We start from the raw sequence: 23488 nt of genomic DNA on the forward strand, positions 1-23488 counted from the left end.
ACCCGAGGGTCCCCGACACCCCCGGTAGCATCGGCAGGACCGACCGGGACCTGCCCGGTGGGCCTTCCCGACTGCTGGAACCGGCTATGGACGTGCGCCACACCCTCATCGACGCGGTTCGCACCGCCCTGACCGACCTCGGGGTCGACCCATTGCCCGACGTGGTCCAACTAGAGCGGCCGGCCAACCCTGACCACGGGGACTGGTCCACCAACGTGGCCCTGACCTCGGCGAAGGTCGCCGGTCAAAACCCCCGCGAGCTGGGAACCGCCTTGGCCAACCACCTATCGACCGCCCCGCCGTCCCACGTAGTTGGCGTCGAGGTGGCCGGGCCGGGCTTCGTGAATTTCCGACTGGCTGACTCGTGGCTCCACGAGGTGCTGGCCGACGTGGTAGACGCCGGGACCGACGGGTGGGGCAGGAATAACCACGGGGCCGGGGCCAAGGTCATCGTGGAGTTCGTGAGCGCCAACCCGACCGGGCCGCTCCACGCCGGGCACGGTCGTGGCGCCTGCTACGGCGACTCGGTGGCCCGCCTCTACGAGCGGTGCGGCTACCAGGTGGAGCGCGAGTTCTACATCAACGACCGCGGTATCCAGATGCAGAGCTTCGCCACCTCGCTGGCCGCTCGGGCCGCCGGACAGGAGGTTCCCGACGACGGCTATCACGGGCAGTACATCGTGGACTGGGCGGCTGAGATGCCGACCGACGCCGACCCGCTGGAGTGGGGTTACACGCGGGCGCTGGCCGCCCACCAGTCCGTCCTGGAGTCGCTGTCCATCCACTTCGACACCTGGTTCAGCGAGCGGTCCATGATGGCCAGCGGAGCCATCGACCAGACGCTGGCCGACCTACGGGTCGCCGGCGCCGTGTACGAGGAGGACGGCGCTGTCTGGCTACGGAGCAGCGAGTATGGCGACGACAAGGATCGGGTGCTGATCAAGGGGGACGGTGAGCCCACCTATCTGATGCCCGACGTGGCCTATCACCGGGACAAGTTCGGCCGGGCCGACCTCCTGGTGAACGTCTTTGGTGCCGACCACCACGGCTACGTGGCCCGGATGCACGCCGCCATGGCCCTGCTGGGACACGACCCCGGTGACCTGGAGATCGCGATCACCCAGCTGGTCGGCCTCCAGCGAGACGGCCAGGAGGTTCGACTCTCCAAGAGGACCGGCGAGATGGTCGAGCTGACCGAGGTGGTGGACGAGGTGGGCGCCGACGCGGCCCGCTTCACCTACCTCCTGTTGTCCGTCGACTCCCCCCAGACCTTCGATCTGGACCTAGTGGCCAGTCAGGTCAACGAGAACCCGGTGTTCTACGTGCAGTACGCCCACGCCCGGATCCACTCGATCGTCCGACGGGCCGACGAGGCGGGAAGCCGTCGGGGCTCGCCGGTCGACGCCAACCTGTCCCTACTCGTGCATCCCCGCGAGCTGGAGATCCTGCGGGCCTTGCACGAGCTGCCGGACATCGTGGAGCGGGCCTGTCGGGAGCGGGCGCCGCACCAGGTCACCACATGGGTCCGCGAGATGGCGTCGTCGTTCCACGGCTTCTACCACGACTGCCGCGTGCTGGGAGACGGGATCGACCCAGCGACCACGACGGCCCGGCTGTGGCTGGTCGAGGGGGCGCGCATCGGCCTGGCCGTCGCCCTGGACCTGCTGGGCGTGAGCGCACCGACCGAGATGTGGCGCGACCCGGTCGACGGGGAGGACTGATCGTGGCTGGTGCCATCCCCCTCCACCTGCTGCCCGACTCGGCGTCGGTCGGACCGGACGGCCGGGCCTCGATTGGCGGATGCGACCTGGTGGACCTGGCCGATGAATACGGCACGCCGCTCTTCGTGTACGACGAGGACCACCTGCGGAGCCGCTGCCGGGAGGCGGTGGCCGCCTTCGGGGACGGCGTGGCCTACGCCTCCAAGGCCTTCCTCTGTGGCGCCATGGCCCGCCTGGCCTACGAGGAGGGCATGTGCCTGGACGTGGCCACCGGTGGCGAGTTGTATGTGGCCCGTCACGCTGGGGTGCCCGGCGACCGCCTGGTCCTCCACGGCAACAACAAGAGCGATAGCGAGCTAGCCATGGCCCTGGATGAGGGCGTGGGCCGGATCGTCGTCGACTCGTTTGACGAACTGGACCGCCTCGACGACCTGGCCGCCCGGACCGGGTCCCGGCCTCAGGTCCTGTTGCGGATCACGCCGGGAGTGGAGGTCCACACCCACGAGTTCGTGGCCACCGGCCAGGACGACTCCAAGTTCGGCTTCACGGTGTCGTCCGGCCTGGCCGAGGCGGCCGTGGAACGGGCCACGGCGTCCGACGCCGTTGAGCTGGTCGGGCTACACGCCCATATCGGCAGCCAGGTGTTCGAGGTCGGGGCCTTTTCCCGGGCTGTCGAGGTCCTGGTGGACTTCGCCGAACCCTTCGGGTTGCCCGAGCTCTCGGTGGGTGGCGGCCTGGGTGTGCCGTACGTGGAGGGGGAGTCGGCCCCGTCGATCACCGAATGGGCGGCCGGCATCCGGGCCGTCTGCGAGGCGGCAGGGGTTACGGCATCGGTCTCGGCCGAACCGGGTCGGGCCATCGTGGCGTCGGCCGCCGTGACCCTCTACCGGGTGGGGACTGTCAAGGACCTGCCCGGGATCCGGACCTACGTGGCCGTCGACGGTGGGATGAGCGACAACCCCCGCCCTGTGCTCTACGGCTCGGGCTACGAGACCTTCCTACCCCGGTCCACGAATGGCGATCGTCCGCGTGCCGTACGGGTGGTGGGCAAGCACTGCGAGTCGGGCGACCTCCTGGTCCGCGAGGGCTGGGTCCCCGAGGACATGGTGGTGGGAGACGTGCTGGCTACGCCGGTCACCGGGGCCTACGGACACTCCATGGGCTCCAACTACAACCAGGTCCTACGACCCGCTGTGGTGTTCGTGGCCGACGGCCGGGCCCGCCAGGTAGTGCGACGCGAGACCTTCGAGGACCTGATCAGCCGGGAGGGCTGACCAGCGGAGGGGACGGGACCCCGAATCGGCGCCTTGCCGAGCCACCCCGAGCGGTACCGTCTGTCCCATGGAGTCCTCCCCGATCCGCGTCGGAATGCTGGGCTGCGGCCACGTGGGCGCCGCCTTGGCCGTCCTCGTCGCCGAACGCCGTGACGAGGTGCTCCGGCGGACCGGGCTGGACTTGTCGGTGACCCGCATCGCGGTGCGCAACACAGCCATCGACAGGGACGTTCCGGTCGACGACGACGCCTTCACCACGGACGCCGCCTCGGTGGTAGCCGATCCCGAGGTTGACGTGGTGGTCGAGCTGATGGGAGGGATCGAGCCGGCCCGCGAACTGTTGGCGGCCGCCTTGTCATCCGGCAAGCCGGTGGTGACGGCCAACAAAGAACTCCTAGCCAACCACGGTGCCGAGCTCTACGCCCTGGCCGAGGCCAACGGCGTGGACCTCCTGTTTGAGGCCGCGGTGGCCGGGGCCATCCCGATTATGCGACCCCTGCGTGAGTCGTTGGCCGGCGAGCCGATCCGACGGGTCATGGGAATCGTCAACGGCACGACCAATTTCATCCTGACTCGCATGGCCGACGAGGGGGCCAGCTACGCCGACGCTCTGGCAGAGGCCCAGAGCTTGGGCTACGCCGAGAGCGACCCAACCGCCGACGTAGAGGGCTTCGACGCCGGAGCCAAGGCGGCCATCATCGCCACGCTGGCCTTCGGCGCCCGGGTGGTGGCCGGTGACGTATACCACGAGGGCATCTCAGGGATCACGGTGGACGACATCGAGTTCGCCGCCGATCTGGAGCACTGCATCAAGCTGCTGGCGGTGGCCGAACAGACGGTCGACGAGGACGGTCGGCCCCAAGTCGGAGTGCGGGTACACCCAACGCTGGTCCCGCTGGACCACCCCTTGGCCTCGGTAAACGGCAGCTTCAACGCGGTATTCGTGGAAGGCGGGGCGGCCGGCGACCTCATGCTCTACGGACGGGGCGCCGGTGGACGACCGACCGCTTCGGCCGTGCTAGGCGACCTCATCGACGCCGCGGGGAACCTCCACCGGGGACACGGTGCGGTCATCGGGGACCTGGAGCGGGCCCGGATCGCCCCCATCGACGACGTGACGTCCGCCTTCTACCTCAACCTCGAGGTGGACGACCGCCCGGGGGTCCTGGCCCAGGTGGCCACCGTGTTCGGCGAGCACGGCGTGTCTATCCGCTCCATGGAACAGGAGGGCCTAGGTGGCGAGGCCCGCCTGGTGTTCATCACCCACGGAGCCCGGGAGCGCGACCTGCGTTCCACCCTTCAGGACCTCCGTTCCCTAGACGCCGTGCGGGCCGTCGGCAGCGTGCTGCGGGTCATCGGCGACTGACCGACGTCGAGACCGCCATGCGCTACGTCAGCACCCGCGGGGCAGCCCCGGCCCTGGAGTTCGGTGACGCCCTCCTAGCCGGTCTGGCCTCCGACGGGGGGCTGTACGTGCCGGAGTCCTGGCCGACCCTGACCGAGGGCGGGCGGGGTGACTACGTGGAGACGGCGATCGAGGTCATGGCCCCGTTCGTGGGCGACGCCATCAGCCGGGACGACTTCGCCGCCATGGTGTCCGACGCCTACGCCACATTTGACGCCCCGGAGGTGACACCGCTCGTCGAGTTGCACGACGGCATTCACCTGCTGGAGCTCTTTCACGGCCCGACGCTGGCCTTCAAGGACGTGGCCCTCCAGATGGTCGGGCGGCTCTTCGACTACGAGCTAGACCGGCGAGGCCAGCGGGTAACCGTCGTGGGTGCGACATCGGGCGACACGGGATCGGCGGCCATCGAAGCCTGTCGAGACCGCGAAAACGTTGACGTCATCATCTTGCACCCAGCCGACCGGGTGTCCGACGTGCAGCGCCGCCAGATGACCACCGTGGACGCCGACAACGTGCACAACGTGGCCGTGGAGGGCACCTTCGACGACTGCCAGGACCTGGTGAAGGCCATGTTCGCCGACGTGGCCTTCCGGGACCGGGTGCGGCTGTCGGCCGTGAACTCCATCAACTGGGCCCGGGTGATGGCCCAGGTCGTCTACTACGTGGTGGCCGCCGAGCGACTGGGGGGTCGCCGGTCGCCGGTGGCATTCGCCGTGCCCACCGGGAACTTCGGGAATGTTTTTGCCGGACACGTGGCCCGACATGCCGGCCTAGAGGTCCCCCAACTAGTGGTCGGGAGCAACACCAACGACGTTCTGACGCAGTTCTTCACCGAGGGCACCATGACCATCGCCGAGGTGGTACCGACCACCTCGCCCAGCATGGACATCCAGATCTCGTCCAACCTCGAGCGGCTGCTGTACGAGATCTTGGACCGCGACGGCGCTGAGGTGGCCGCCCGCCTGGACGCCTTCCGGTCCACCGGCCGCTTCCAGCTGGACCCGGAACATCATGCCGCCCTATCCAGTACCTGGTCCGCGGCCCGTTTCGGCGACGACGTGGTTAAGAACTGCATCGCCGCCGAGGCCGACCGGTCGGGGATCGTGCTCGATCCCCACACCGCGGTCGGCGTGCTGGCCGGTCGGGCCGCCCGCCGCGACCCCTCGGTCCCTCTGGTGGCCCTGGCCACGGCCCACCCAGCCAAGTTCCCCGACGCCGTCGAGGCGGCCACCGGGGTCCGGCCCGAACTACCGGACCGCCTCGCCGACCTCCACGACCGCCCGGAACGCCTGACCCGGATGCCCAACGACCTGGTCGTCGTCCAAGAGTTCGTCGAGGCGCACCGGCGTGTCCGATGACCGGCGGTGACGCGGTGGTCCCCACCAGCCTCTCTGACAGGATGATCGGCCTGTGAAATATGTGATCTGCGTCCCCGACGGCTGCGCCGACCTGCCGGTTCCCGAGCTGGACGGCCGCACGCCGCTGGAGGTCGCCCACACCCCCGTCCTAGACGCCCTAGCCGCTCGAGCCACCGTGGGTCGGGCGGCCGTAATCCCCGAGGGAATGCCCCCGGGGAGCGATGTAGGCAACATGTCGATTCTGGGCTTCGACCCAACCGAGTACCACACCGGCCGAGCCCCCATCGAAGTGGCGGCCATGGGCCGCACCCTGCGTCCCGACCAGACGGCCTTCCGGTGCAACCTGGTCGTGGTCCACGACGGAGTGATGGTCGACTACGCGGGGGCCAACCCAACCAACGAGGAGGGCGCTGCCGTGGTGGCCGCCCTCCAGGAGGCTCTAGCCGGTGCCCACGAGGGCCTGGAGTTCCTGGCCGGGGTTGGCTTTCGCAACGCCCTGATCGCCCCCGAGGCATGGCTAGATGCCGACTGCACCCCGCCCCACGACCTGTCCGGGGCCCCGATCGTGAACCCGTCCGGTCCGGCCGGCGGGGCGTTGACCAACCTGATGGAGGGTTCGAAGGAGGTCCTAGCCGGCTTCGACCTCGAGGCCAACCAAATCTGGCTGTGGGGCCAAGGCTTCCAACCGCGGATCCCATCGTTCCGGGACACCCACGGCGTGGAGGCCGGCCTGGTCACAGCCGTGGACCTCGTCCGTGGCATCGGCGTGCTGTCGGGCATGAAGATCTGCGACATCCCGGGCGCCACCGGGTGGTACGACACCGACTACGAAGGCAAGCGGGACGTCGCCCTGGCCGAGCTGAAGGCCGGCCTAGACCTGTTCGTTATCCACGTGGAGGCCACCGATGAGGCCGGCCACGCCGGAGACGTGGCTGAGAAGGTGGAGGCCCTAGAGAACTGGGACCGCCGGATCCTGGCTGACCTGTTGACCGGTCTGGACGACCTGGGGCCGTGGCGGCTCCTGATGCTGCCCGACCACGCCACGCCGCTGACCACTCGGACCCACACCCCCGACCCGGTGCCCTACCTATTGGCGGATTCGGCGGTGGATGGCCCCGGTGGAACCTTTACCGAGGCCGGTGTGGCCGACCGGGAACCGGTCCCCGGACACCTCCTGGTTCCCCACCTTCTGGCCTCCTGACCTGCTCCGATCCCTATCGTTGCAACGGTGGTTGTCGCCGTTCACGTCGATTCGGTACAGTGGAGGCGTCGCCAGGCGGGCGACAGTTCCCACGAGGTTTCCTTCGTGCCACCACGTGTCCGTGGCGGAACCACACGATCGGCCTCGGGACCACCGCTCGACGACACGCCCTCCGCCCCGCCAAGCGGGTCCCCGGATGGCGGTCCCCCCTCCCGTACCGTCCCGGTCGGGAGCACATCAGACGGGCCATTGGGTCCGAAGAAACATGAGGTGTTGTGAGCATGGACTCCACCCAGTTGGAACGCGGAACACTGGAGAGCAAAGACCGCGATGAGTTGACCACGATCGCCAACGCGCTTGGCGGCAAGCCTGGCTCGCGAGCCCGAAAGGCCGAGATCGTGGACCTGATCCTGGATCTGACCGGTACCGAGTCGAATGGCTCGTCCCCGGACTCGACGGGGTCCGACGAAGAGCCCCCGGCCGAGTGGGAAATCGAGGCGGCCACCGAGGAGGCGACTGTCGAAGAGGCGACCAACGAGGAGTCCGAGGACGCCAGCGACGGCGCTGAGTTACAGGACGACGGGAAGACCGACGCCACGACCGACCAGGGCGACGGTGAGGGCGGCTCCGACCGGGCCGACAACCGGAGCCCCGGACAGGACAGCGGACGACAAAACCAGGGCCGGGGCCAGCACCAGAACCGCGGCCAGCAGGGCGACCCGAGCGAGCCGGGCAACCGCCGTCGCCGCCGCCGTGGACGCGAAAGGGACTCGGGACCGGAGGAGCCGTGGGACGGCGAACCGGTGGAGGTCTCCGGCCACCTCGACCTACGGGACGAGGGATACGGCTTCCTGCGCACCTCCGGCTTCAAACCGTCCAAGAGCGATGCCTACGTCTCGGTCAAGCAGGTTCGCCAGTTCAGCCTCCGCAAGGGCGACCAGATCGTCGGGGCGTCGCGTCCGGCTAACCGGAGCGAGAAGAACCCCGCCCTGCTCCGGGTGGACTCCGTGAACGGCACGGACCCCGAGAAGGCCAAGGGTCGTCCGAAGTTCGAGGACCTCACGCCGCTATTCCCGGACGAGCAACTCAAGATGGAGGTCGACGACGATCCCACCAACATGACGGCCCGGATAATCGACCTGCTCTGTCCGGTGGGCAAGGGCCAGCGCGGGATGATCGTCTCGCCCCCCAAGGCGGGCAAGACCACCATCGTTAAGTCCATCGTCCGGTCGATCGAGACCAACCATCCCGAGGTCAAACTCATCGTCCTGCTGGTCGACGAACGACCCGAGGAGGTCACCGACATGCGCCGCTGGATGCAGCGCGGAGAGGTGGTGGGATCCACCTTCGACCGTCCCAGCGATGAGCACACCCACCTGGCCGAGGTCACCATCGAGCGGGCCAAACGGATGGTGGAGTACGGCGAAGACGTGGTGATCGTGCTCGACGGCATCACCCGCCTCTCCCGGGCCTACAACCTGGCAGCCGGCCCGGGCACCGGGCGCATCATGTCCGGCGGATTGGACACCGGAGCCCTCTACCCGCCCAAGAGGTTCTTCGGTGCAGCCCGGAACGTAGAGGAGGGCGGCTCGCTGACCATCCTGGCCACCGCCCTGGTCGACACCGGTTCCAAGATGGACGAGGTGATCTTCGAAGAGTTCAAGGGCACCGGCAACATGGAGCTCCGCCTGGACCGGCGTATCTCCGAGAGGCGGATCTACCCGGCTATCGACGTAAACGCCTCGTCCACCCGCCACGAGGAGCTCCTGTTCGAGCGCAAGCAACTCAACCAGGTGTGGAAGTTGCGCCGGGTGCTCAACGGCCTGGGGAACGACGGCGACGCCGGTGCGGCAGCCGGCCTCGAGCTACTCATCGACCGCCTCAAGACTTTCAACAACAACGACGAGTTCCTGGTGGAGATCGCCAAGGGACCGAGCATGGGTGCCTGATCAACACCCGTCACCACAGGTTGTCGACGATCCGAACGCAGCGCAGACTGGACCCGTTATGAAGCAGGACATTCACCCGAACTACCGGCCGGTGGTCTTCCAAGACCTCAGCGAGGGCACGAACTTCGTGATCCGGTCCACCGTCGAGACTGACGACACCATCACCTTGGACGACGGCGTGGAGTACCCACTGGTCAAGGTGGAAATCTCGTCGGCTAGCCACCCGTTCTTCACCGGCACGATGAAGATCGTGGACACCGCCGGTCGGGTGGAGCGCTTCGAGCGTCGCTACGGCAAGCGCCGTAAGGGCTGAACCCGAGCATCCGGCCCGGCCCCCTGACGGGCCGTTGAACCCGTGACCCTCGATCCCGAGCGTCGCCTTTCCCTCCGAGGCGCCAAGTTGCGCGCCCTGATATCCGATGCGATAGGCGAGCCGGCGTCCGACCTGGAGTCCGACGGCAACCAGTGCTTCGACGGCACCCGGCTGTGGGTGCTGGCCGACGAGGACGACCCGGAGCGCGCCCTGGGCAGCGCCGTGTTCCGGTCCGTACGGTTCGGCGAGGCACCGATGACCGTCTGCTTCGACGATCGGGAGGCGGCCGCCGAGGCCACCCGTCGGGCCGCCGCCCTCCTCCCTGCACCGGACATCCGACGGGTAGACGGTCGTCGGCTAGTGGAGGTCGCACCCGCCGATACGCCTAGCGTCGTGGACCCACCCGGGGCGCCGGTCGGGTTCGAGGACCTGTGTCGGGGCGTAGGGGTCGAGCCGATGGTCGAACACGGGATCTGGCGCGGGGAAGTGGCGGGTCTCGAGGTCGTTCGGGTGGTCGATGACCCGGAACTGGGCAACCACGTCCAGGTCGGGGTGGGGCGCTTCGACCGAGAGGCAGGGATGCTCCTGCACGCCGACCAACCACAGGGCGAGTCACTGGCCGCAGCGGCCGACCTGGTGCGAGCCCATCGTCGGCCCGGCACCGGCGCCCATCCGCTGTCCACACTGTGCCGGGAGCGTTGGCTCCGGCGGGACCTGTGCATCGACCCGTCCCCGGTGGGCCTGGTTGACCTGGAACCCGTAGATCCCGCCGACCAGCGGGCCAACCTCCGTGACCCGGCGCCAGCGCCGGCATTGGGCACCGACTCAGAAGGTCGACGGGTGCTGGTGGTCTGCTCGGTGGGGGTGGATCCACAGATCGTCTCGGCGACCGCCGACCTGGTGCTGCGCGAGACGCCCGACCGGGTGGTGGTGGCCCTCCCGGACCGGGACATCCTGGTTCCCGTAGAACAGGCCCTGGCCCGCCTCCGGGCCCCGGTCAACGTGGTCGGTGTGGTGTGCGGCTGGGAAGGCGCCTGAGCGATCCGTCCCGGGTAGTTGCCGTCCTGACCGTCCTGCAGGGGGCCGGTCGGTACCCTGAACACAGTGCGTGAACAGGTAGAGGCCCTGGAGGCCGAGTACACGGAGGTCGAAACCCGGTTGGCCAATCCGACGGTCATCGGGGACCCCGTGCAGCTGCAGGCGGCGGGACGCCGGTTCAAGGAACTGGAGCAGGTCCTGGCCGTAGGGCGGCCGCTGAACCGCGCCCAAGATGACCTGGAGACGGCCCGGGAACTGGCCGAGGAGGCAGAGGGCGACGAGCGCGAACTCCTCCGGAACGAGATGGCCGATCTGGAGGCCGACATTGAACGCCTGGAAGGTGATCTACGCGCCCTCCTCCTGCCCCGCGACCCCAACGACGGCCGCCCGGTGATCCTTGAGATCCGGGGAGCGGAGGGTGGCGAGGAAGCCAACCTCTTCGCCCGCGACCTCCACGAGATGTACCTGGCGCTAGCCGCTGCCCACGGCTGGTCGATCGAGCCGATGGAGGCCCGGGAGTCCGACATGGGAGGCTTCAGTGAGGTCATGGTCCTAGTCAGAGGCGACGACGCATGGACCCGCCTCAAGTACGAGGGCGGGGTCCACCGGGTCCAGCGGGTGCCGGTGACCGAGTCCCAGGGCCGGATACATACATCGTCGGCGACGGTCAGCGTTCTACCCGAGGCCGACGAGGTCGAGGTAGTGGTCGACGACAAGGACCTCCAGGTCGACGTTTACCGGGCCTCCGGACCGGGCGGTCAGTCAGTGAACACCACCGATTCGGCAGTCCGTATCACCCACCTGCCGACCGGTCTCGTGGTCTCCATGCAGGACGAGAAGAGCCAGCTCCAGAACAAAGTGAAGGCGCTCCGGGTGCTGCGAAGCCGGTTGCTCCAGATCGAACAGGATCGGGCCCGTTCCGAGGCCTCGGAGGCCCGCCGGGGCCAGGTCGGCGGCGGTGGTCGGTCGGAGAAGATCCGGACCTACAACTTCAAGGAGAACCGGGTCACCGACCATCGGATCGGGTTGACCCTTCACAGACTGGATCGCATCCTGGCTGGGGACCTGGACAAGGTGACCGACGGCCTGCTGGCCGACGAGCGGACCCGACAGCTGGCCGAGGGCCTCGACGGTGGGAACTGACCCGACCGGCGACGAAGGCACCATCGCCTGGCGGGAGGTCCTGGCCGAGACCGAGCACCGGGTGGTGGCCGCCGGGCTTCCGGCCCAGGAAGCCCACTGGATCGTGGAGGAGGCATCCGGGAGCGGCCGGGGAGGCAGTCTGGACGATCCGGTGACCGCTCGGGGCATGACCCATCACGACGCCATGGTGGGTCGCCGCTTGGCTGGAGAGCCGTTGCAGTACGTCCTGGGCCGTTGGGCCTTCCGAGGACTGGACCTGATGGTCGACCCGAGGGTCCTGATCCCCCGACCGGAGACCGAGGTGGTGGCCGGGCTGGCCCTCGCCGAGGTGGACCGGGTGGCCGCCGGTCGGACCGACAGTCCGGTGCAGGTGGCGGACTTGGGGACCGGATCGGGGGCCATCGGCCTGTCGATCGCCGTCGAGCGCATTGGAACCCGGGTGTGGTGTACCGACGTGTCGACCGGTGCCCTAGCAGTAGCCCGAGCCAACTGCGCCGGATTGGGGCGGCCTGCCCGGAGGGTGACTCTGGCCGAGGGGTCGTGGTTTGAGGCGCTGCCGACCGAGCTCAAATCCAGCCTCGACGTGGTGGTGGCCAACCCCCCTTACGTGGACCGGGCCGGAGACCTCCCGGTCGAAGTGGTGGCCTGGGAGCCGGTCGAGGCCCTGTTCGCAGAAAGGGATGGCCGGGCCGACCTAGAGGCGCTGGTGGATGGTGCACCGACCTGGCTAGCCCCCGGAGGCGCCCTGGTGCTGGAGATGTCACCCGACCAGGCTGGGGACCTGGCCGATCGGGCCCGGGAGGTCGGCTTCGACGAGGCGGAGATCCACCTCGATCTGGCCGGACGGGACCGGGCGATGGTGGCCCGGCTGTCACGATGAGCGAGCCCCCTACGCTGGACGTCGGAGCCGATCCGGTGGCCGCGGTGGCCGCTGCGGTGCGGACGCTTTCCGCCGGCGGCGTAGTGGTCCTCCCCACGGAGACGGTGTACGGCGTGGCCGCCCTGCCCTCGTGCCGCAACGCCATCGACGAGGTCTTCCGACGAAAGGGCCGCCCCCCCGAACGCCTCGTGGCCGTGTTGGTGGCCGACGGTGATCAGGCCCGAGCGCTGGTGGAGGCCGACGACCGGTTCGAACGATTGGCGACGGCCTTCTGGCCCGGTCCGCTCACCGTGGTCGGACACCGTCGCGGTGACCGAGACGATGACCTCTTCCTGGGCGACGGGACGACCGAGGGGGGAGGGGCGACGGTCGGGGTGCGGTGGCCCGACCACGACCTGGTCCGGGCTATCGCCGCCGAGGTCGGCCCAATTGCCGCTACTTCGGCCAACCGGACCGGGCAGCCGACCCCGGACACGGCCGCCGGGGCAGCTGCCGCGCTGGGTGGCGGCCTACTGGTCTTAGACGGAGGACCGTGCACCGGAGAGCCATCCACCGTGGTCGACCTCACCGCCCACCCGGCACGGGTGGTCCGCCGAGGAGCCATCACCGAGGGCGACCTCGAACGGGCCGGAGTCTCCGTGGAGGTCGTCGAACAGCGGTGATCCGGAGAGCGGTCGACGGGTAGCCTCGCCGCCATGTACGCCATCGCCGTCGGGTCCGACCACGCCGGATACGCACTCAAGCAGCTGCTGGCCGAGGAGTTGAGGGACCTGGGCCATGAGGTCTTGGACCTTGGCGCACACTCCACCGACCAGGTTGACTACCCGGACTTCGGTGCCGCGGTGGGCCATGCCGTGGCTGACGGCGACGTCGATCTGGGGGTCTGCGTGTGCGGTTCGGGAATCGGCATCGCCATGGCTGCCAACAAGGTTGCGGGGATCCGGGCGGCCACCGCGCAAAACGCCGAATCGGCCCGTCTGGCACGGGAGCACAATGACGCCAACGTCCTATGCCTTGGCGAGCGCCTGATCGATGCCGAGGCAGCCGTCGACGCCCTCCGGGCCTGGCTGGATGCGGGGTTTGAGGGTGGTCGCCACGTCGGTCGGGTGGAGAAACTGGCCCGGCTGGACGGGTCGGACGGCTGAGAAGAACCGGTGACCGACCGCGGAAATAAGCCGGTTCAGCTCTCCGGCCTGGAGACGGCCACCCCGACGGAGACGGTCGTCGAGCCCACTCTGGACGACGGCGACCACGACCGGTTCGCCCACTTCGCCCGCAAGACCGACATCGTGAAGTCAGCGGTGACCGGGAAGCCGATCGTGGCCCTCTGTGGCAAGGTGTGGGTCCCGAACCGGAACCCCGACCGCTACCCGGTGTGCCCGACCTGCCGCGAGATCTACGAGCGGAAGAAGGCCGGTGAGGCGGGCGCCTGAGCGCCGGCCCACCACCCTCCGCCATGGGAATGCTCCGCACGCTCCGGGCCGTGGTGCGGCTTCGGCGCCCGGAGCGGGACCGGACCGCCCGACGCCTGCGGGCAGCGGCCAACGTGGACGACCTGCGGAACCTCGCTCGGCGACGCCTGCCAGCCGGAGTCTTCGACTACATCGACGGTGCCGCCGAAGACGAGTTGGCTTTGGCTCGAAACGTGGAGGCCTTCCGAGCTACGACGTTTCGGCCCCGGGTCCTCCGGGGCCTGGGCTCCCTGGATCCGTCCACCACCCTGCTGGGTCGGCCATTGGCCTTCCCCCTGGTGCTGGCTCCCACCGGGTTCACCCGGATCGCCGATCCGGCCGGCGAGTTGGCTGTGGTCCGGGCGGCCGGCCGAGCCGGGATTCCGTTCACCCTGTCCACCATGGGTACCCGGTCGATCGAGGAGTGTGCGGCGGTGGCCGGACCGGGAGCCCGTCTGTGGTTCCAGGTGTACGCCTGGCGCGACCGGGACCTCATCCGACGCCTGGTGGACCGGGCAGCCGCTGCGGGATTTGAGGCACTCTGTCTGACCGTTGACACCGCGGTTTTGGGTCGCCGTGAGCGTGATATCCGCCGGGGTCTGACCCTGCCGCCCGAGATTGGACCCGGCACCTTCCTGGACGGGATCCGGCGGCCCGGTTGGACTTGGCGGTTTTTGCGCTCCGAGCCGATCCGGTTCGCCAACGTGGAGGGTCTGGCCGACGGGAAGGGTGGTCCGGGCGACGGGCGTCGGGCTGTGGACCTGGCGGGCTATATGAATGCCCAGTTCGACCACGGTCTGTCGTGGGACGACGTTGGCTGGCTCCGGTCGATTTGGAACGGTCCGGTCTTGGTCAAGGGGATCCAGTCTGTCGCGGACGCCCGGCTGGCCGTTGAGCACGGAGTGGAGGGGGTGGTGCTCTCCAACCACGGAGGCCGTCAGCTTGATTCGGCGCCAGCCCCCTTCGACCTGGTGCCCGACGTGGTGGCGGCAGTCGGTGGGCGGATCGAGGTGGTGTGTGACGGCGGAGTGCGCCGAGGCTCCGACATCGTTAAGGCGGTAGCGGCCGGGGCCACGGCCACCATGGGAGGACGCCTGTTCCTTTACGCCCTAGCGGCGGCTGGTGAGGCTGGCGTGGACCACGTGCTGGAGTTGCTGCGGTTGGGGACCGAACGAACCATGGCCCTGGTGGGAGCGGCGTCGGTAGGCGACTTGGGGCCTGAACTGCTGGACACGAAAGGGCCGTCCGACCGGTGATCCTTGAGGGTGACTACCGGAGAGACGGCGCGGTCTGTGTTCGCCAGGCCTTCAGCGACGAACACCTTCGTTGGGCCACGGAGGCCATCGAGGCCAACTTGGCCGACCTCTCGCCACTGGCCAAGCGGGCCAGCTCCCATGACGACGGGGCCTTCGTCGAGGATTTCTGCAACTGGGACCGGATCCCAGAGATGGAACAGTTCATCCGCGAGTCGCCTGCTGCACGGATCGCCGCCACCCTGACGGAGTCGAGCACCGTGCGTCTGTACCACGACCACGTCCTGGTGAAGGAGCCTGGAACCCGACAGCACACCCGTTGGCATCAGGATCTTCCTTACTACAACGTGAACGGCCATCAGAATGCCAGCATGTGGTTCCCCGTCGACCCAGTGGACCGGTCGGCCGCCATTCGCTTTATTGCCGGCACCCACCGTGGACCCTGGTATATGCCTCGGACCTTCCTTGACGACCGGGCCGCTTGGTTCCCGGAGGGCAGCCTCGCTGAAATCCCTGACTTTGACGCCGATCCCGAGCGGTGGCCGGTCATTGGGTGGGCGCTTGAACCGGGCGACGCTGTCTTCTTCAACATGTTGACCGTGCATGGTTCGGGCGGGGTGGGCGGAACGACCCGGAGGCGTGTCCTGTCGGTCCGCTTCCTAGGCGATGACATGGTCCACGCTTCCCGCTCGTGGCCGACGTCGCCTCCCTTCCCTGGACTCGTCGAAGAGCTAGACGACGGCTGTCCCCTCGACCATCCCCTCTTCCCGGTCCTGTGGACTCGGAGTGGAACCGAGGCTGAACCACGAAACTGAGACCGACTCAGCCTGTCGAACATCCCGCCATTGGTGAGCGGTCATGAGAGAGGGTCCGCATTGCCGCTCTAGCGTTCCGAGCCGGACGGACGGGACTGCTAGTAGTACTAGTCGGCTCAGGCCACGAGGGTGCTTGGGGTGGTCAGCACCCCGACCAGGACGTCAGTCAGGTCCTGCTCGTAGGATGGGTCATCGAGGAGCGGGGCGGCTCCCGAGTCGAGAGTGACGGCCCGAGCGGCCAGCGACGAGGTCATGAGGCGGATCATGGCCACCAGGCGGGCGTTACGGATCGTCGAGTCAGGCCCGTCAGCCCGGGCTTCCAGTTCAACCAATGCCTCGGTGAGGTGGGTCTGGTCGACTCCTCCAGGGACGTTCTGCCAGGCCGGGAACCGGTCTGACAACTGGGCCACGATGCGGACGTATCGGCGGCCCCGGGGGTAGGCCAGGACGGCGGTCATCGGTTGTACCAGAGCCGAGACCAGAGGGCGGACGTCGGCCGGTGGCGTCGGCTCCAACTGGAGAGCGGCCAGCAGTTCGCCGCGGTGGGTGTCGACGGGGTTGCCGTGCTCGGCCAAGATGGCGTCCAGCACGCCCTCCCGGGAACCGAAATGATAAGTGAGTGCCGAGGTGTTGCGCTGACCGGCGGCCCGGACGATGTTGCCCATGGTCGCCTGCCAGATGCCGACCTCAGCGAACTGTTGTTCAGCCTCGGCCAGCAGCCGGGCCCGGGTCTCGCTTCCGTCGCGGGCCACGGGACCTCCAGAGTCAGTTTCCGGACCTAGCCCAGGGGGAGCAGGGCGGTGGTCGGGATGACCGACACGTCGATGTCCTCTGGGATCGCGTACTGGAAGTCCGGGTACCGCCGGCGAGCCTCGGCTCGGTACCGGTCGGTGGAGTGGGTACGGTCGCCGTCGTACTCCGGGATGACCCGATCGCCGAACAGCTCGATCATCTCCAAGGTCTGGTCATGGGTTAGACCCTCGGTGGGAAGTCCGAACACCACCTGATCACAGCCCACCTCCTGATACCGGTTCAGTTGCTCGCTGACCTCCTCGGGATTGCCGCACAGCATGTAGCCACCGTCGATGGCCAGGTCCAGCAGCTCGTCAGTCCAACCTGGGTCGACCGGCGGGTTGGGCCAGGTGATGGCATCCGGGGACTTAGGCATGGTGTCGTGGTACATGTTGACCATGGTCACCAGATAGCCCCGCCCCTTGGCCTTGGCCACGGCGCGGGCCTCCTCCCGGTCCTCCAGACAGATGCAGGCGTTGGTCATCATCACGTTGTCGTTCCTGAACTGGCCGATCTGCTCGACCGGATCCTGGATGGCCTCCTTGTAGGCCTCCACCCTGCCCCTGAGGTTGTGGATAGGTTCGAAGTTGAAGGCGATGGCACCGATGCCCAGGGAACCGGCCTTAGCGAAGGTGGGTGGGTTACCGCAGGCCACCCAAAGCGGCGGGTGGCCCTTGCCGTAGGGCTTGGGGAGGATGTTGTGGGGGGTCGGCACGGTGAAGAACTCCCCGTCGAAGTCGTAGTCCTTCTGCTCCCACATGCGAGGGATCTCGCGGATGACCTCGTCCCACTGGGCCTTGGTCTCGCTGGGGTCCATGACGTTGAAGGTGCGTAACTCGTGACTGCCGGCACCTCGACCCGTGCCGAACTCGAACCGGTTGTTCGTGACGTGGTCGAGCATGGCTGCCCGTTCGGCGATGCGGACCGGGTGTTCCTTGTTGGTCGGCAGGCTGGTGATGGCCGAGCCGATGTGGATGTAGTCGGTCTGGGCGGCCACCCAGCCCATGACTGGGGCGGGGGCCGACATGTGGCTGTACTCGGTCAGGCCGTGGTGCTCGCCGAACCAGATGTACTTCCAGTTGTGCTTGTCGGCCAGGATGGCGTACTCGGCCTCTCGGAGGAGCTCGGTGTGCTCGCTCTCGGAGTCGTGGGCGGCCGGCCCGGGGGTATAGCCGTTACTGAAGATGCCGAACTCCATCGGGTGCTCCTGAGGTCGGGCCGAGACCGGTGGTCCGGCAGGTAGTAATACCATTCATTAGTATTGTTGAATCGTCGTTCCGGGTCAAGCCCGACAGGCCCGGTACGGTCCGCCGGGTGGACCAGCCCCGGCCGTGGACCGAGCACACCGACGGTGCTCCGTTCGACCTTCCGGAGCCGGGCACGCTGGTCGGCGCCTGGGCTTCGACCCTCTCCGATGATCCCGACCGGCCTCTGCTCCATGGTTCGTGGGGAGCTGGCGGGACACGGTGGGTCGGCCGGAGGGAGTTCCTCGACCACACGGTCCGGCTCGCTGGCCGTCTGTTAGCCGCTGGCGTGGAGGCCGGGGACCGCGTGTTGGTCTCCGGGCCGTCGTCAGTGGACCTGGCCGCTGTGCACGTGGCGTGCCTGCGGGCCGGCCTGGTGGTCGTGCCCGTCAATGGCGGTTACCGAGAGGCGGAGCTGGCTCACCTGGTCGGGGACTGCGCCCCACGGGCCGCCCTCGTCGACCACGACGGCTGGGCCGACCTCCTGGCCCGCTTGGCCCCCGACCTCCTGGTGGCCGACACCGCGGTGGACCTACCCGACGGCGACCCCGGCGATCGCCTGGATCGCGCGACTCCCGGTGATCCGGCCCTTCTCGGGTATACCTCAGGCACCACCGGGCGACCCAAAGGTGCCGTGCTCACCCAGGCCAACCTGCTGGCCGGAGCCTGGTCGGTGGTCGTGGCCTGGCGTTGGACCGGCGCCGACCGCCTGCTCCTCTGCTTGCCGCTGTTCCACATGCACGGCCTGGGAGTGGGCCTCCACGGCACCCTGCTGGCTGGAGGCTCGGCCGTCCTGCAGGTCGGCTTCGCTCCCGATGCCGTGTTCAACGGCCTAGCCGATCACCGCTGCACCATGTTCTTCGGCGTTCCGACCATGTATCACCGCCTAGCCGACCATCCTCGGGTGGCCGACCTCGGAGCGCTCCGGTTGTGCGTAGCCGGCTCGGCCCCCCTGGCCGCCGACCTGCACCACCGCCTGGCCGTCAAGGCCGGGGTGGCCGTGCTGGAGCGGTACGGCATGACCGAGACGGTGATGCTGGTGTCCAATCCGTTCGACGGCGAACGCCGTCCGGGTGCCGTGGGTTTCCCCCTGCCAGGCGTGGAGGTGCAGCTGGCCGAGGAAACCGGCGAGGTGCTGGTCCGGGGGCCGAACGTGTTCGCCGGCTACTGGGACCGGCCCGAAGCCACGGCGGAGGCCTTCGTGGAGGACGGCGACGAACCGTGGTTCCGGACCGGGGACCTCGCCGCGGTGGACGGTGACGGCTACCTGTCACTCGTGGGACGGGTGAAGGAGCTCATCATTAGCGGTGGCCTAAACGTTTATCCCCGGGAGGTCGACGACGTCCTGGCCGGCCACCCAGCGGTGGCCGAGGTGGCAGTAGCCGGGGTGCCGTCCTCCGAGTGGGGCGAGGAGGTGGTGGCCTGGGTGGTGCCAGTTGACGGACGGGAGTGCCCGACGGCGGCCGACCTTCGCTCCTACGCCGGAGACCATCTGGCCTCCTACAAACTGCCCCGCCAGGTGGTAGCCGTGGATGCCCTACCCCGCAATGCCCTCGGCAAGGTGGTTCGGCACGAGCTGCGGCTCCCGGGAACCTGAACAGCGACAGCCCGGCTGGGGCCCAACCGCCCACCCTGTGCGAGGCTCGATCCATGGGCGACCGACCGACCCGGGTGGACTTCCACTTCGACGTGATCTGTCCGTGGGCCTACCAGACGTCCTTGTGGATGCGCGACGTCCGGGACCGGCAGGGTCTTGAAGTGGACTGGCGGTTCTTCAGCCTCGAGGAGATCAACCTCATCGAAGGGAAGAAGCACCCGTGGGAGCGGGACTGGTCCTACGGGTGGTCGATGATGCGGGTCGGCGCCCTACTCAAGCGAGAGGACCCGGCCCTCGGCGACGCCTGGTACCTGCGGGCCGGAACGGCCCTCCACGTGGAGGGCCGTAAGCCCCACCGGCCCGAAGTAGCCCAGGACCTACTAGCTGAGATGGGCCTCGACCCGAGCCTTGTTGACGAAGCGCTGGCCGACGAAACCACCCACGACGATGTCCGGTCCGACCACGATCGGGTGGTGTCCCTCGGCGGCTGGGGTGTGCCGACTCTGGTCTTCCCGGGCGCCGACGAGGACAAGTCCCGCAAGCTGTTCGGTCCCGTGCTCATCGACCCCCCGACAGGCGAGGCCGCCGACAGGCTGTGGGACCTCGTGGTGGGCTGGCTGGAGTTCCCGCACTTCTTCGAACTGCAACGGCCCAAGACCGAGGCCGACCTGACCGCCGTCGGCCGGGTGTTCCAGCCCTACCTCGAGGCCCGGGAGTGGGACACCGTGGCCAACCCGACCCCCTAGACGCCGGAGGCGACGGTGGAGATCGACCTGGACCGAGGACAGATCCTGGGAGGGCTGGAGGAGATCTGGTCCACCTGGTCGGGCTGGGCGGACGGCCTGTCCGGGGACGACTGGGCCACGCCGAGCCGCTGCCCGGGGTGGACTGTCCAGGACAACCTGGCCCACCTCATCGGCACCGAGCGCATGCTCCAGGGCTACCAGGCGCCAGACGTCGAGTACCCAACCGAGCACCTGAAGAACCCGGTGGCCGAAGGCAACGAGCGGTGGGTGGAGTCGATGCGTCCATTGTCGGGGCCGGAGGTCCTAGCCAAGTTCCAGACCGTGTCGGCCGAGCGCCTCGGACAACTGCACGCCATGTCCGACGACGAGATCCTGAAGGTTGGCTGGTCGCCGGTGGGTGAGGTGCCGTACCTGCGCTTCATGCACGTTCGGATTTACGACTCGTGGCTGCACCTTGAGGACTGCCGGGCCCCGCTCGGCCACCCGTCCTGTGCAGGGGGACGACCGGCCGAGATGTCAGTGGCCGAGGTCACCACGGCCGCCGGCTTCGTGATCGGCAAGAAGGCCGGAGCGCCCGACGGGAGCCGGGTGGAGGTCACCCTGACCGGTCCGGTGGCCGCCACCATCCGGGTGGCCGTCGACGGTCGGGCCCGGGTGGTCGAGGAACTGGACGGCGAGCCCACGGCGACCCTTGCCCTATCGTCCAACGACTGGCTGGCCTTGACCGGGGGCCGAGTGGATCCGGTGCCCCTCATCGAGGACGGGCGGGTGGCCCTCGGCGGCGACCTCGTCCTGGCCCGCCAGTTAGCCGAGCGCCTGGCCTTCACCATCTGACCCGGTAGCCGTAGCATTTGACCATGGCCTTCGGACACCGGCTGCTGACCGTCCCCGATCCCGCTGACGCCCTCCCGGGGCGGGACCAGGCCGTGGCCGTGCCGGCGGCCCACCACGTCAACGGCCGGTCGATGGTGCCGCCGTTCCCAGACGGCGTGGACACCGTGGTCCTCGGCATGGGCTGCTTCTGGGGTGCCGAGCGGAAGTTCTGGGAGACCCCCGGCGTGTGGACCACTGCCGTGGGTTACGCCGGGGGCTACACCCCGAACGCCACCTACCAGGAGGTGTGCTCCGGGATGACCGGGCACAACGAGGTGGTCCTGGTGGCCTATGAAACCGACGTGCTGTCGCTGATCGACGTCCTGCGGGTGTTCTGGGAGAACCACGACCCCACCCAAGGCATGCGCCAGGGCAACGACGTGGGCACCCAGTACCGATCAGGGATCTACGTGGCTGACGACGCCCAACGGGCTGTCGCCCAGTCCACCCGGGAGACCTACGCCGCCCGGCTGACCGCCGCTGGCTTCGGCGAGGTCACCACCGAGGTCCTGATCCATTCCGAGTTCTTCTACGCCGAGGACTACCACCAGCAGTACCTGGCCAAGAACCCTTTGGGGTACTGCGGCATCGGGGGGACCGGCGTGTCTTGCCCGGTCGGCGTCCCCAACTGAGCGGCTCGGGTCACCGGTCCCGACTCTTCGGCACCCGACTACTCAGTGTTCCAGGACAGTGACCGTTCCGGTCGTTCCGTCAACCTCGACTAGGGCACCGTCTGGGATCCGTTCCGTGGCATTCTCCACGGAGACCACGCACGGGATACCGAGCTCACGCGACACGATCACCGCGTGGCTCATCAGCGCCCCCACGTCGACCACCACTGCGGCCGAGGGCAGGAACAGCGGCGTCCACGCCGGATCGGTGATGGGGGCCACAAGCACCTCGCCGGGTTCCAGGTCGACGGCGTCGGCCGGGTCCATCACCACCCGGGCCCGTCCCCGGGCCACGCCCTGACATCCCGACGCCCCGGTCAGCACTTCTCCTGGCTGTGCCGGCTCGCTCCGGGGCCGCGATGCGTAGTCGGCCTCCAACGCCTCGATGGTCGGGACCTCGTGCTGCCCGGTGATGAAGAAACGAGGCTCCACCGTCGTGTAGCGGTCATACAGGGCCCCGCGTTCGGCCAGGACACCGGCAAAGGAGGCTGGATCAGCGAGATAGGAGGGCAGCTCATCGATCGGATCCAGTAGGGCGACCCGGGTGGGGTCGGGATCCCCACCCCGCTCGGCGGCCCGCCGCACCAGCTCCCGGTAGACGCGCTTGGTGGGTGCCCCGAGGCGGATGGCCCGGTCGCGGGTGGCTTCGCGGGCCTGAGCCCACCAGGGGGCGGCAAGCAGCGCCTTGTCGAAGTTCCGTCGGTCGAGCCCCTTGACGTGGGGGCGTACCACGTCGACGGCCGCAGCCCGTCGGGCGTCGTCGCCGGCCAGGCGAGTCGCCGGGTCCAGATCGTGGTCGGCGAGGCGCATCCGGTCGATGGCCACCAGAGCCAGTTCGGGGGTGTTCTCCCAGTTCCGCGACGAGAGCTCCCAGTCGTTGGGTCCGCGGTGACCGTGGGTGGCCGTGAATGCCGCGAACCGTTCCCGGAAGTCGGCTGCCGCCCGGTCGCTGGCGATTCTGTCCAAAAGGCCGTCCACGCCGAGGTTGAACGCGGCACCCAAGGCCGGCTGGCCCTGCACCGCTCGGGCAATGGAGTAGAGGTCCCGGGAGTATTCGGCTGACCTCACGTCCCCGGCCGACCCGACCAAGTGGGTGACGAGCCCGGGCTCGCCGGCTGCCACGCATGCGTCGGCCAGCATCCCGGTCACGATCGAAGCCAGGCCCGACGAGAGCATGTGGTTGTGGAAGGCCGGTCCGAAAGCCTTAGGGAAGGCATGGAGGTGGGCCATCAACTCCGCATCCGGAGCGTCCAGTGACGGGCATCGGGCACGGTGGGCCTCGGCCCTGGCGAAGCTGTCGGACACCATGGGCGGCATAGATCGGGTGTTCAGGGCACCGAGGACCGACCGCAGGATTCGCAGGGACGACAGCAGGCTGCGGTCGCCCTTACGGGGTTCGTAGGGCGGAGGGTCGCCCTCGCCGAAGAACGCGATGTCGATCGCTTCGGCTGAGGAGCCGGGGGCGCGCACGCCCAGGATCCTGAGGTAGGAGAGGTTGAGGTAGGCGTAGCCGCCGTACAACCCGATAATCACCGGATCGTCGCCCGAGAAGTCGCTCGCCCGGGTCACGCCGAGTTCGACGTAGGCGTCGCGCCACGCCTTCTCGGCGGCGATGACACCCAACCGGTAGGACAGGGGGGTGAGCACCTCGGGGAAGACCTCCCCCACATTGCCCCGGGTGTTGATCGGCCAACGCGGGTCGACCGTCCCTTCGATAATCCACGACGTACCCATGGTGTCCCCCCGATTGCTGGCCCCACC

General features: G+C 68.6%; 22 protein-coding genes. 19 read left to right on the top strand and 3 right to left on the bottom strand.

Annotation, left to right across the window (positions count from 1 at the left end):
• Positions 1-92 precede the first annotated feature (92 nt).
• From MK181_02190 to MK181_02260, 15 genes are all read left to right on the top strand, one after another.
• Positions 93-1721: an arginine--tRNA ligase gene (locus tag MK181_02190; GenBank protein MCH2418604.1), complete on the top strand. Its 1629-nt coding sequence runs from the start codon at positions 93-95 to the stop codon at positions 1719-1721.
• A gap of 2 nt (positions 1722-1723) precedes the next feature.
• Positions 1724-2995 carry a diaminopimelate decarboxylase gene (gene lysA, locus MK181_02195; protein MCH2418605.1) on the top strand — a complete coding sequence of 424 codons (1272 nt, stop codon included), beginning with the start codon at positions 1724-1726 and terminating at the stop codon, positions 2993-2995.
• A 67-nt stretch (positions 2996-3062) separates the two neighbouring features.
• Entirely contained in the window at positions 3063-4361 is a 1299-nt protein-coding gene (locus MK181_02200) for a homoserine dehydrogenase (protein MCH2418606.1), read from the top strand.
• 17 nt (positions 4362-4378) lie between these two features.
• Positions 4379-5761, top strand: a complete 1383-nt coding sequence (gene thrC / locus MK181_02205) for a threonine synthase (GenBank protein MCH2418607.1) — start codon at positions 4379-4381, stop codon at positions 5759-5761.
• 52 nt (positions 5762-5813) lie between these two features.
• Positions 5814-6962 carry a 2,3-bisphosphoglycerate-independent phosphoglycerate mutase gene (gene apgM, locus MK181_02210; protein ID MCH2418608.1) on the top strand — a complete coding sequence of 383 codons (1149 nt, stop codon included), beginning with the start codon at positions 5814-5816 and terminating at the stop codon, positions 6960-6962.
• 281 nt (positions 6963-7243) lie between these two features.
• Positions 7244-8911 (top strand): transcription termination factor Rho, encoded by a 1668-nt coding sequence (gene rho, locus MK181_02215; GenBank protein ID MCH2418609.1) that lies wholly within the window; start codon positions 7244-7246, stop codon positions 8909-8911.
• A 58-nt stretch (positions 8912-8969) separates the two neighbouring features.
• Complete coding sequence (locus MK181_02220; GenBank protein ID MCH2418610.1) at positions 8970-9224, top strand: type B 50S ribosomal protein L31; 255 nt, start codon at positions 8970-8972, stop codon at positions 9222-9224.
• A gap of 42 nt (positions 9225-9266) precedes the next feature.
• A complete protein-coding gene (locus MK181_02225; GenBank protein MCH2418611.1) occupies positions 9267-10262 on the top strand; it encodes a hypothetical protein in 996 nt (331 codons plus the stop codon).
• Between the two features lie 66 nt (positions 10263-10328).
• Positions 10329-11405, top strand: a complete 1077-nt coding sequence (gene prfA / locus MK181_02230; protein ID MCH2418612.1) for a peptide chain release factor 1 — start codon at positions 10329-10331, stop codon at positions 11403-11405.
• Positions 11395-12285 (top strand): peptide chain release factor N(5)-glutamine methyltransferase, encoded by an 891-nt coding sequence (gene prmC / locus MK181_02235; GenBank protein ID MCH2418613.1) that lies wholly within the window; start codon positions 11395-11397, stop codon positions 12283-12285. Before prfA ends, prmC begins: the two co-directional genes overlap by 11 nt.
• Complete coding sequence (locus tag MK181_02240) at positions 12282-12947, top strand: threonylcarbamoyl-AMP synthase (protein MCH2418614.1); 666 nt, start codon at positions 12282-12284, stop codon at positions 12945-12947. The genes prmC and MK181_02240 overlap by 4 nt, the downstream gene beginning before the upstream one ends.
• Positions 12948-12980: 33 nt before the next feature.
• The gene (gene rpiB, locus MK181_02245) at positions 12981-13430 is read left to right on the top strand and encodes a ribose 5-phosphate isomerase B (GenBank protein ID MCH2418615.1); all 450 of its coding nucleotides are present in this window, start codon (positions 12981-12983) and stop codon (positions 13428-13430) included.
• Positions 13431-13439: 9 nt separating this feature from the next.
• A complete protein-coding gene (locus MK181_02250; GenBank protein ID MCH2418616.1) occupies positions 13440-13718 on the top strand; it encodes a DUF3039 domain-containing protein in 279 nt (92 codons plus the stop codon).
• A 23-nt stretch (positions 13719-13741) separates the two neighbouring features.
• Positions 13742-14992: an alpha-hydroxy-acid oxidizing protein gene (locus MK181_02255; protein ID MCH2418617.1), complete on the top strand. Its 1251-nt coding sequence runs from the start codon at positions 13742-13744 to the stop codon at positions 14990-14992.
• Positions 14989-15804 carry a phytanoyl-CoA dioxygenase family protein gene (locus tag MK181_02260; protein MCH2418618.1) on the top strand — a complete coding sequence of 272 codons (816 nt, stop codon included), beginning with the start codon at positions 14989-14991 and terminating at the stop codon, positions 15802-15804. The genes MK181_02255 and MK181_02260 overlap by 4 nt, the downstream gene beginning before the upstream one ends.
• A gap of 116 nt (positions 15805-15920) precedes the next feature.
• Here the strand turns inward: MK181_02260 and MK181_02265 are convergent, their stop codons facing one another.
• Positions 15921-16556, bottom strand: coding sequence for a TetR family transcriptional regulator (locus MK181_02265; GenBank protein ID MCH2418619.1), 636 nt, complete (start codon positions 16554-16556; stop codon positions 15921-15923).
• Positions 16557-16582: 26 nt separating this feature from the next.
• Complete coding sequence (locus MK181_02270) at positions 16583-17794, bottom strand: LLM class flavin-dependent oxidoreductase (protein MCH2418620.1); 1212 nt, start codon at positions 17792-17794, stop codon at positions 16583-16585.
• Positions 17795-17910: 116 nt separating this feature from the next.
• On the opposite strand from MK181_02270, the gene MK181_02275 reads away from it, so the two are divergent.
• From MK181_02275 to msrA, 4 genes are read left to right on the top strand one after another with little or no spacing between them, the layout of a single operon-like run.
• On the top strand, positions 17911-19437 hold the full coding sequence (locus tag MK181_02275) for an AMP-binding protein (GenBank protein ID MCH2418621.1): 1527 nt from the start codon (positions 17911-17913) through the stop codon (positions 19435-19437).
• Between the two features lie 53 nt (positions 19438-19490).
• Complete coding sequence (locus tag MK181_02280) at positions 19491-20183, top strand: DsbA family protein (protein ID MCH2418622.1); 693 nt, start codon at positions 19491-19493, stop codon at positions 20181-20183.
• 15 nt (positions 20184-20198) lie between these two features.
• Complete coding sequence (locus MK181_02285; protein MCH2418623.1) at positions 20199-21017, top strand: maleylpyruvate isomerase family mycothiol-dependent enzyme; 819 nt, start codon at positions 20199-20201, stop codon at positions 21015-21017.
• Positions 21018-21040: 23 nt separating this feature from the next.
• On the top strand, positions 21041-21688 hold the full coding sequence (msrA, locus tag MK181_02290) for a peptide-methionine (S)-S-oxide reductase MsrA (protein MCH2418624.1): 648 nt from the start codon (positions 21041-21043) through the stop codon (positions 21686-21688).
• A gap of 42 nt (positions 21689-21730) precedes the next feature.
• Here the strand turns inward: msrA and MK181_02295 are convergent, their stop codons facing one another.
• Positions 21731-23461: a PEP-utilizing enzyme gene (locus MK181_02295; GenBank protein ID MCH2418625.1), complete on the bottom strand. Its 1731-nt coding sequence runs from the start codon at positions 23459-23461 to the stop codon at positions 21731-21733.
• Positions 23462-23488 lie beyond the last annotated feature (27 nt).

It is taken from the genome of Acidimicrobiales bacterium, assembly GCA_022452035.1.
Lineage (GTDB): Bacteria > Actinomycetota > Acidimicrobiia > Acidimicrobiales > MedAcidi-G1 > UBA9410.

What these genes read in the sequence shown, in the direction of transcription:
- MK181_02200 (MCH2418606.1), top strand. Translation starts at nt 3,063, where the DNA reads ATGGAGTCCTCCCCGATCCGCGTCGGAATGCTGGGCTGCGGCCACGTG.
- thrC (MCH2418607.1), top strand. Translation starts at nt 4,379, where the DNA reads ATGCGCTACGTCAGCACCCGCGGGGCAGCCCCGGCCCTGGAGTTCGGT.
- rho (MCH2418609.1), top strand. Translation starts at nt 7,244, where the DNA reads ATGGACTCCACCCAGTTGGAACGCGGAACACTGGAGAGCAAAGACCGC.
- MK181_02220 (MCH2418610.1), top strand. Translation starts at nt 8,970, where the DNA reads ATGAAGCAGGACATTCACCCGAACTACCGGCCGGTGGTCTTCCAAGAC.
- MK181_02240 (MCH2418614.1), top strand. Translation starts at nt 12,282, where the DNA reads ATGAGCGAGCCCCCTACGCTGGACGTCGGAGCCGATCCGGTGGCCGCG.
- rpiB (MCH2418615.1), top strand. Translation starts at nt 12,981, where the DNA reads ATGTACGCCATCGCCGTCGGGTCCGACCACGCCGGATACGCACTCAAG.
- MK181_02255 (MCH2418617.1), top strand. Translation starts at nt 13,742, where the DNA reads ATGGGAATGCTCCGCACGCTCCGGGCCGTGGTGCGGCTTCGGCGCCCG.
- MK181_02270 (MCH2418620.1), bottom strand. Translation starts at nt 17,794, where the DNA reads ATGGAGTTCGGCATCTTCAGTAACGGCTATACCCCCGGGCCGGCCGCC.
- MK181_02280 (MCH2418622.1), top strand. Translation starts at nt 19,491, where the DNA reads ATGGGCGACCGACCGACCCGGGTGGACTTCCACTTCGACGTGATCTGT.
- msrA (MCH2418624.1), top strand. Translation starts at nt 21,041, where the DNA reads ATGGCCTTCGGACACCGGCTGCTGACCGTCCCCGATCCCGCTGACGCC.
- MK181_02295 (MCH2418625.1), bottom strand. Translation starts at nt 23,461, where the DNA reads ATGGGTACGTCGTGGATTATCGAAGGGACGGTCGACCCGCGTTGGCCG.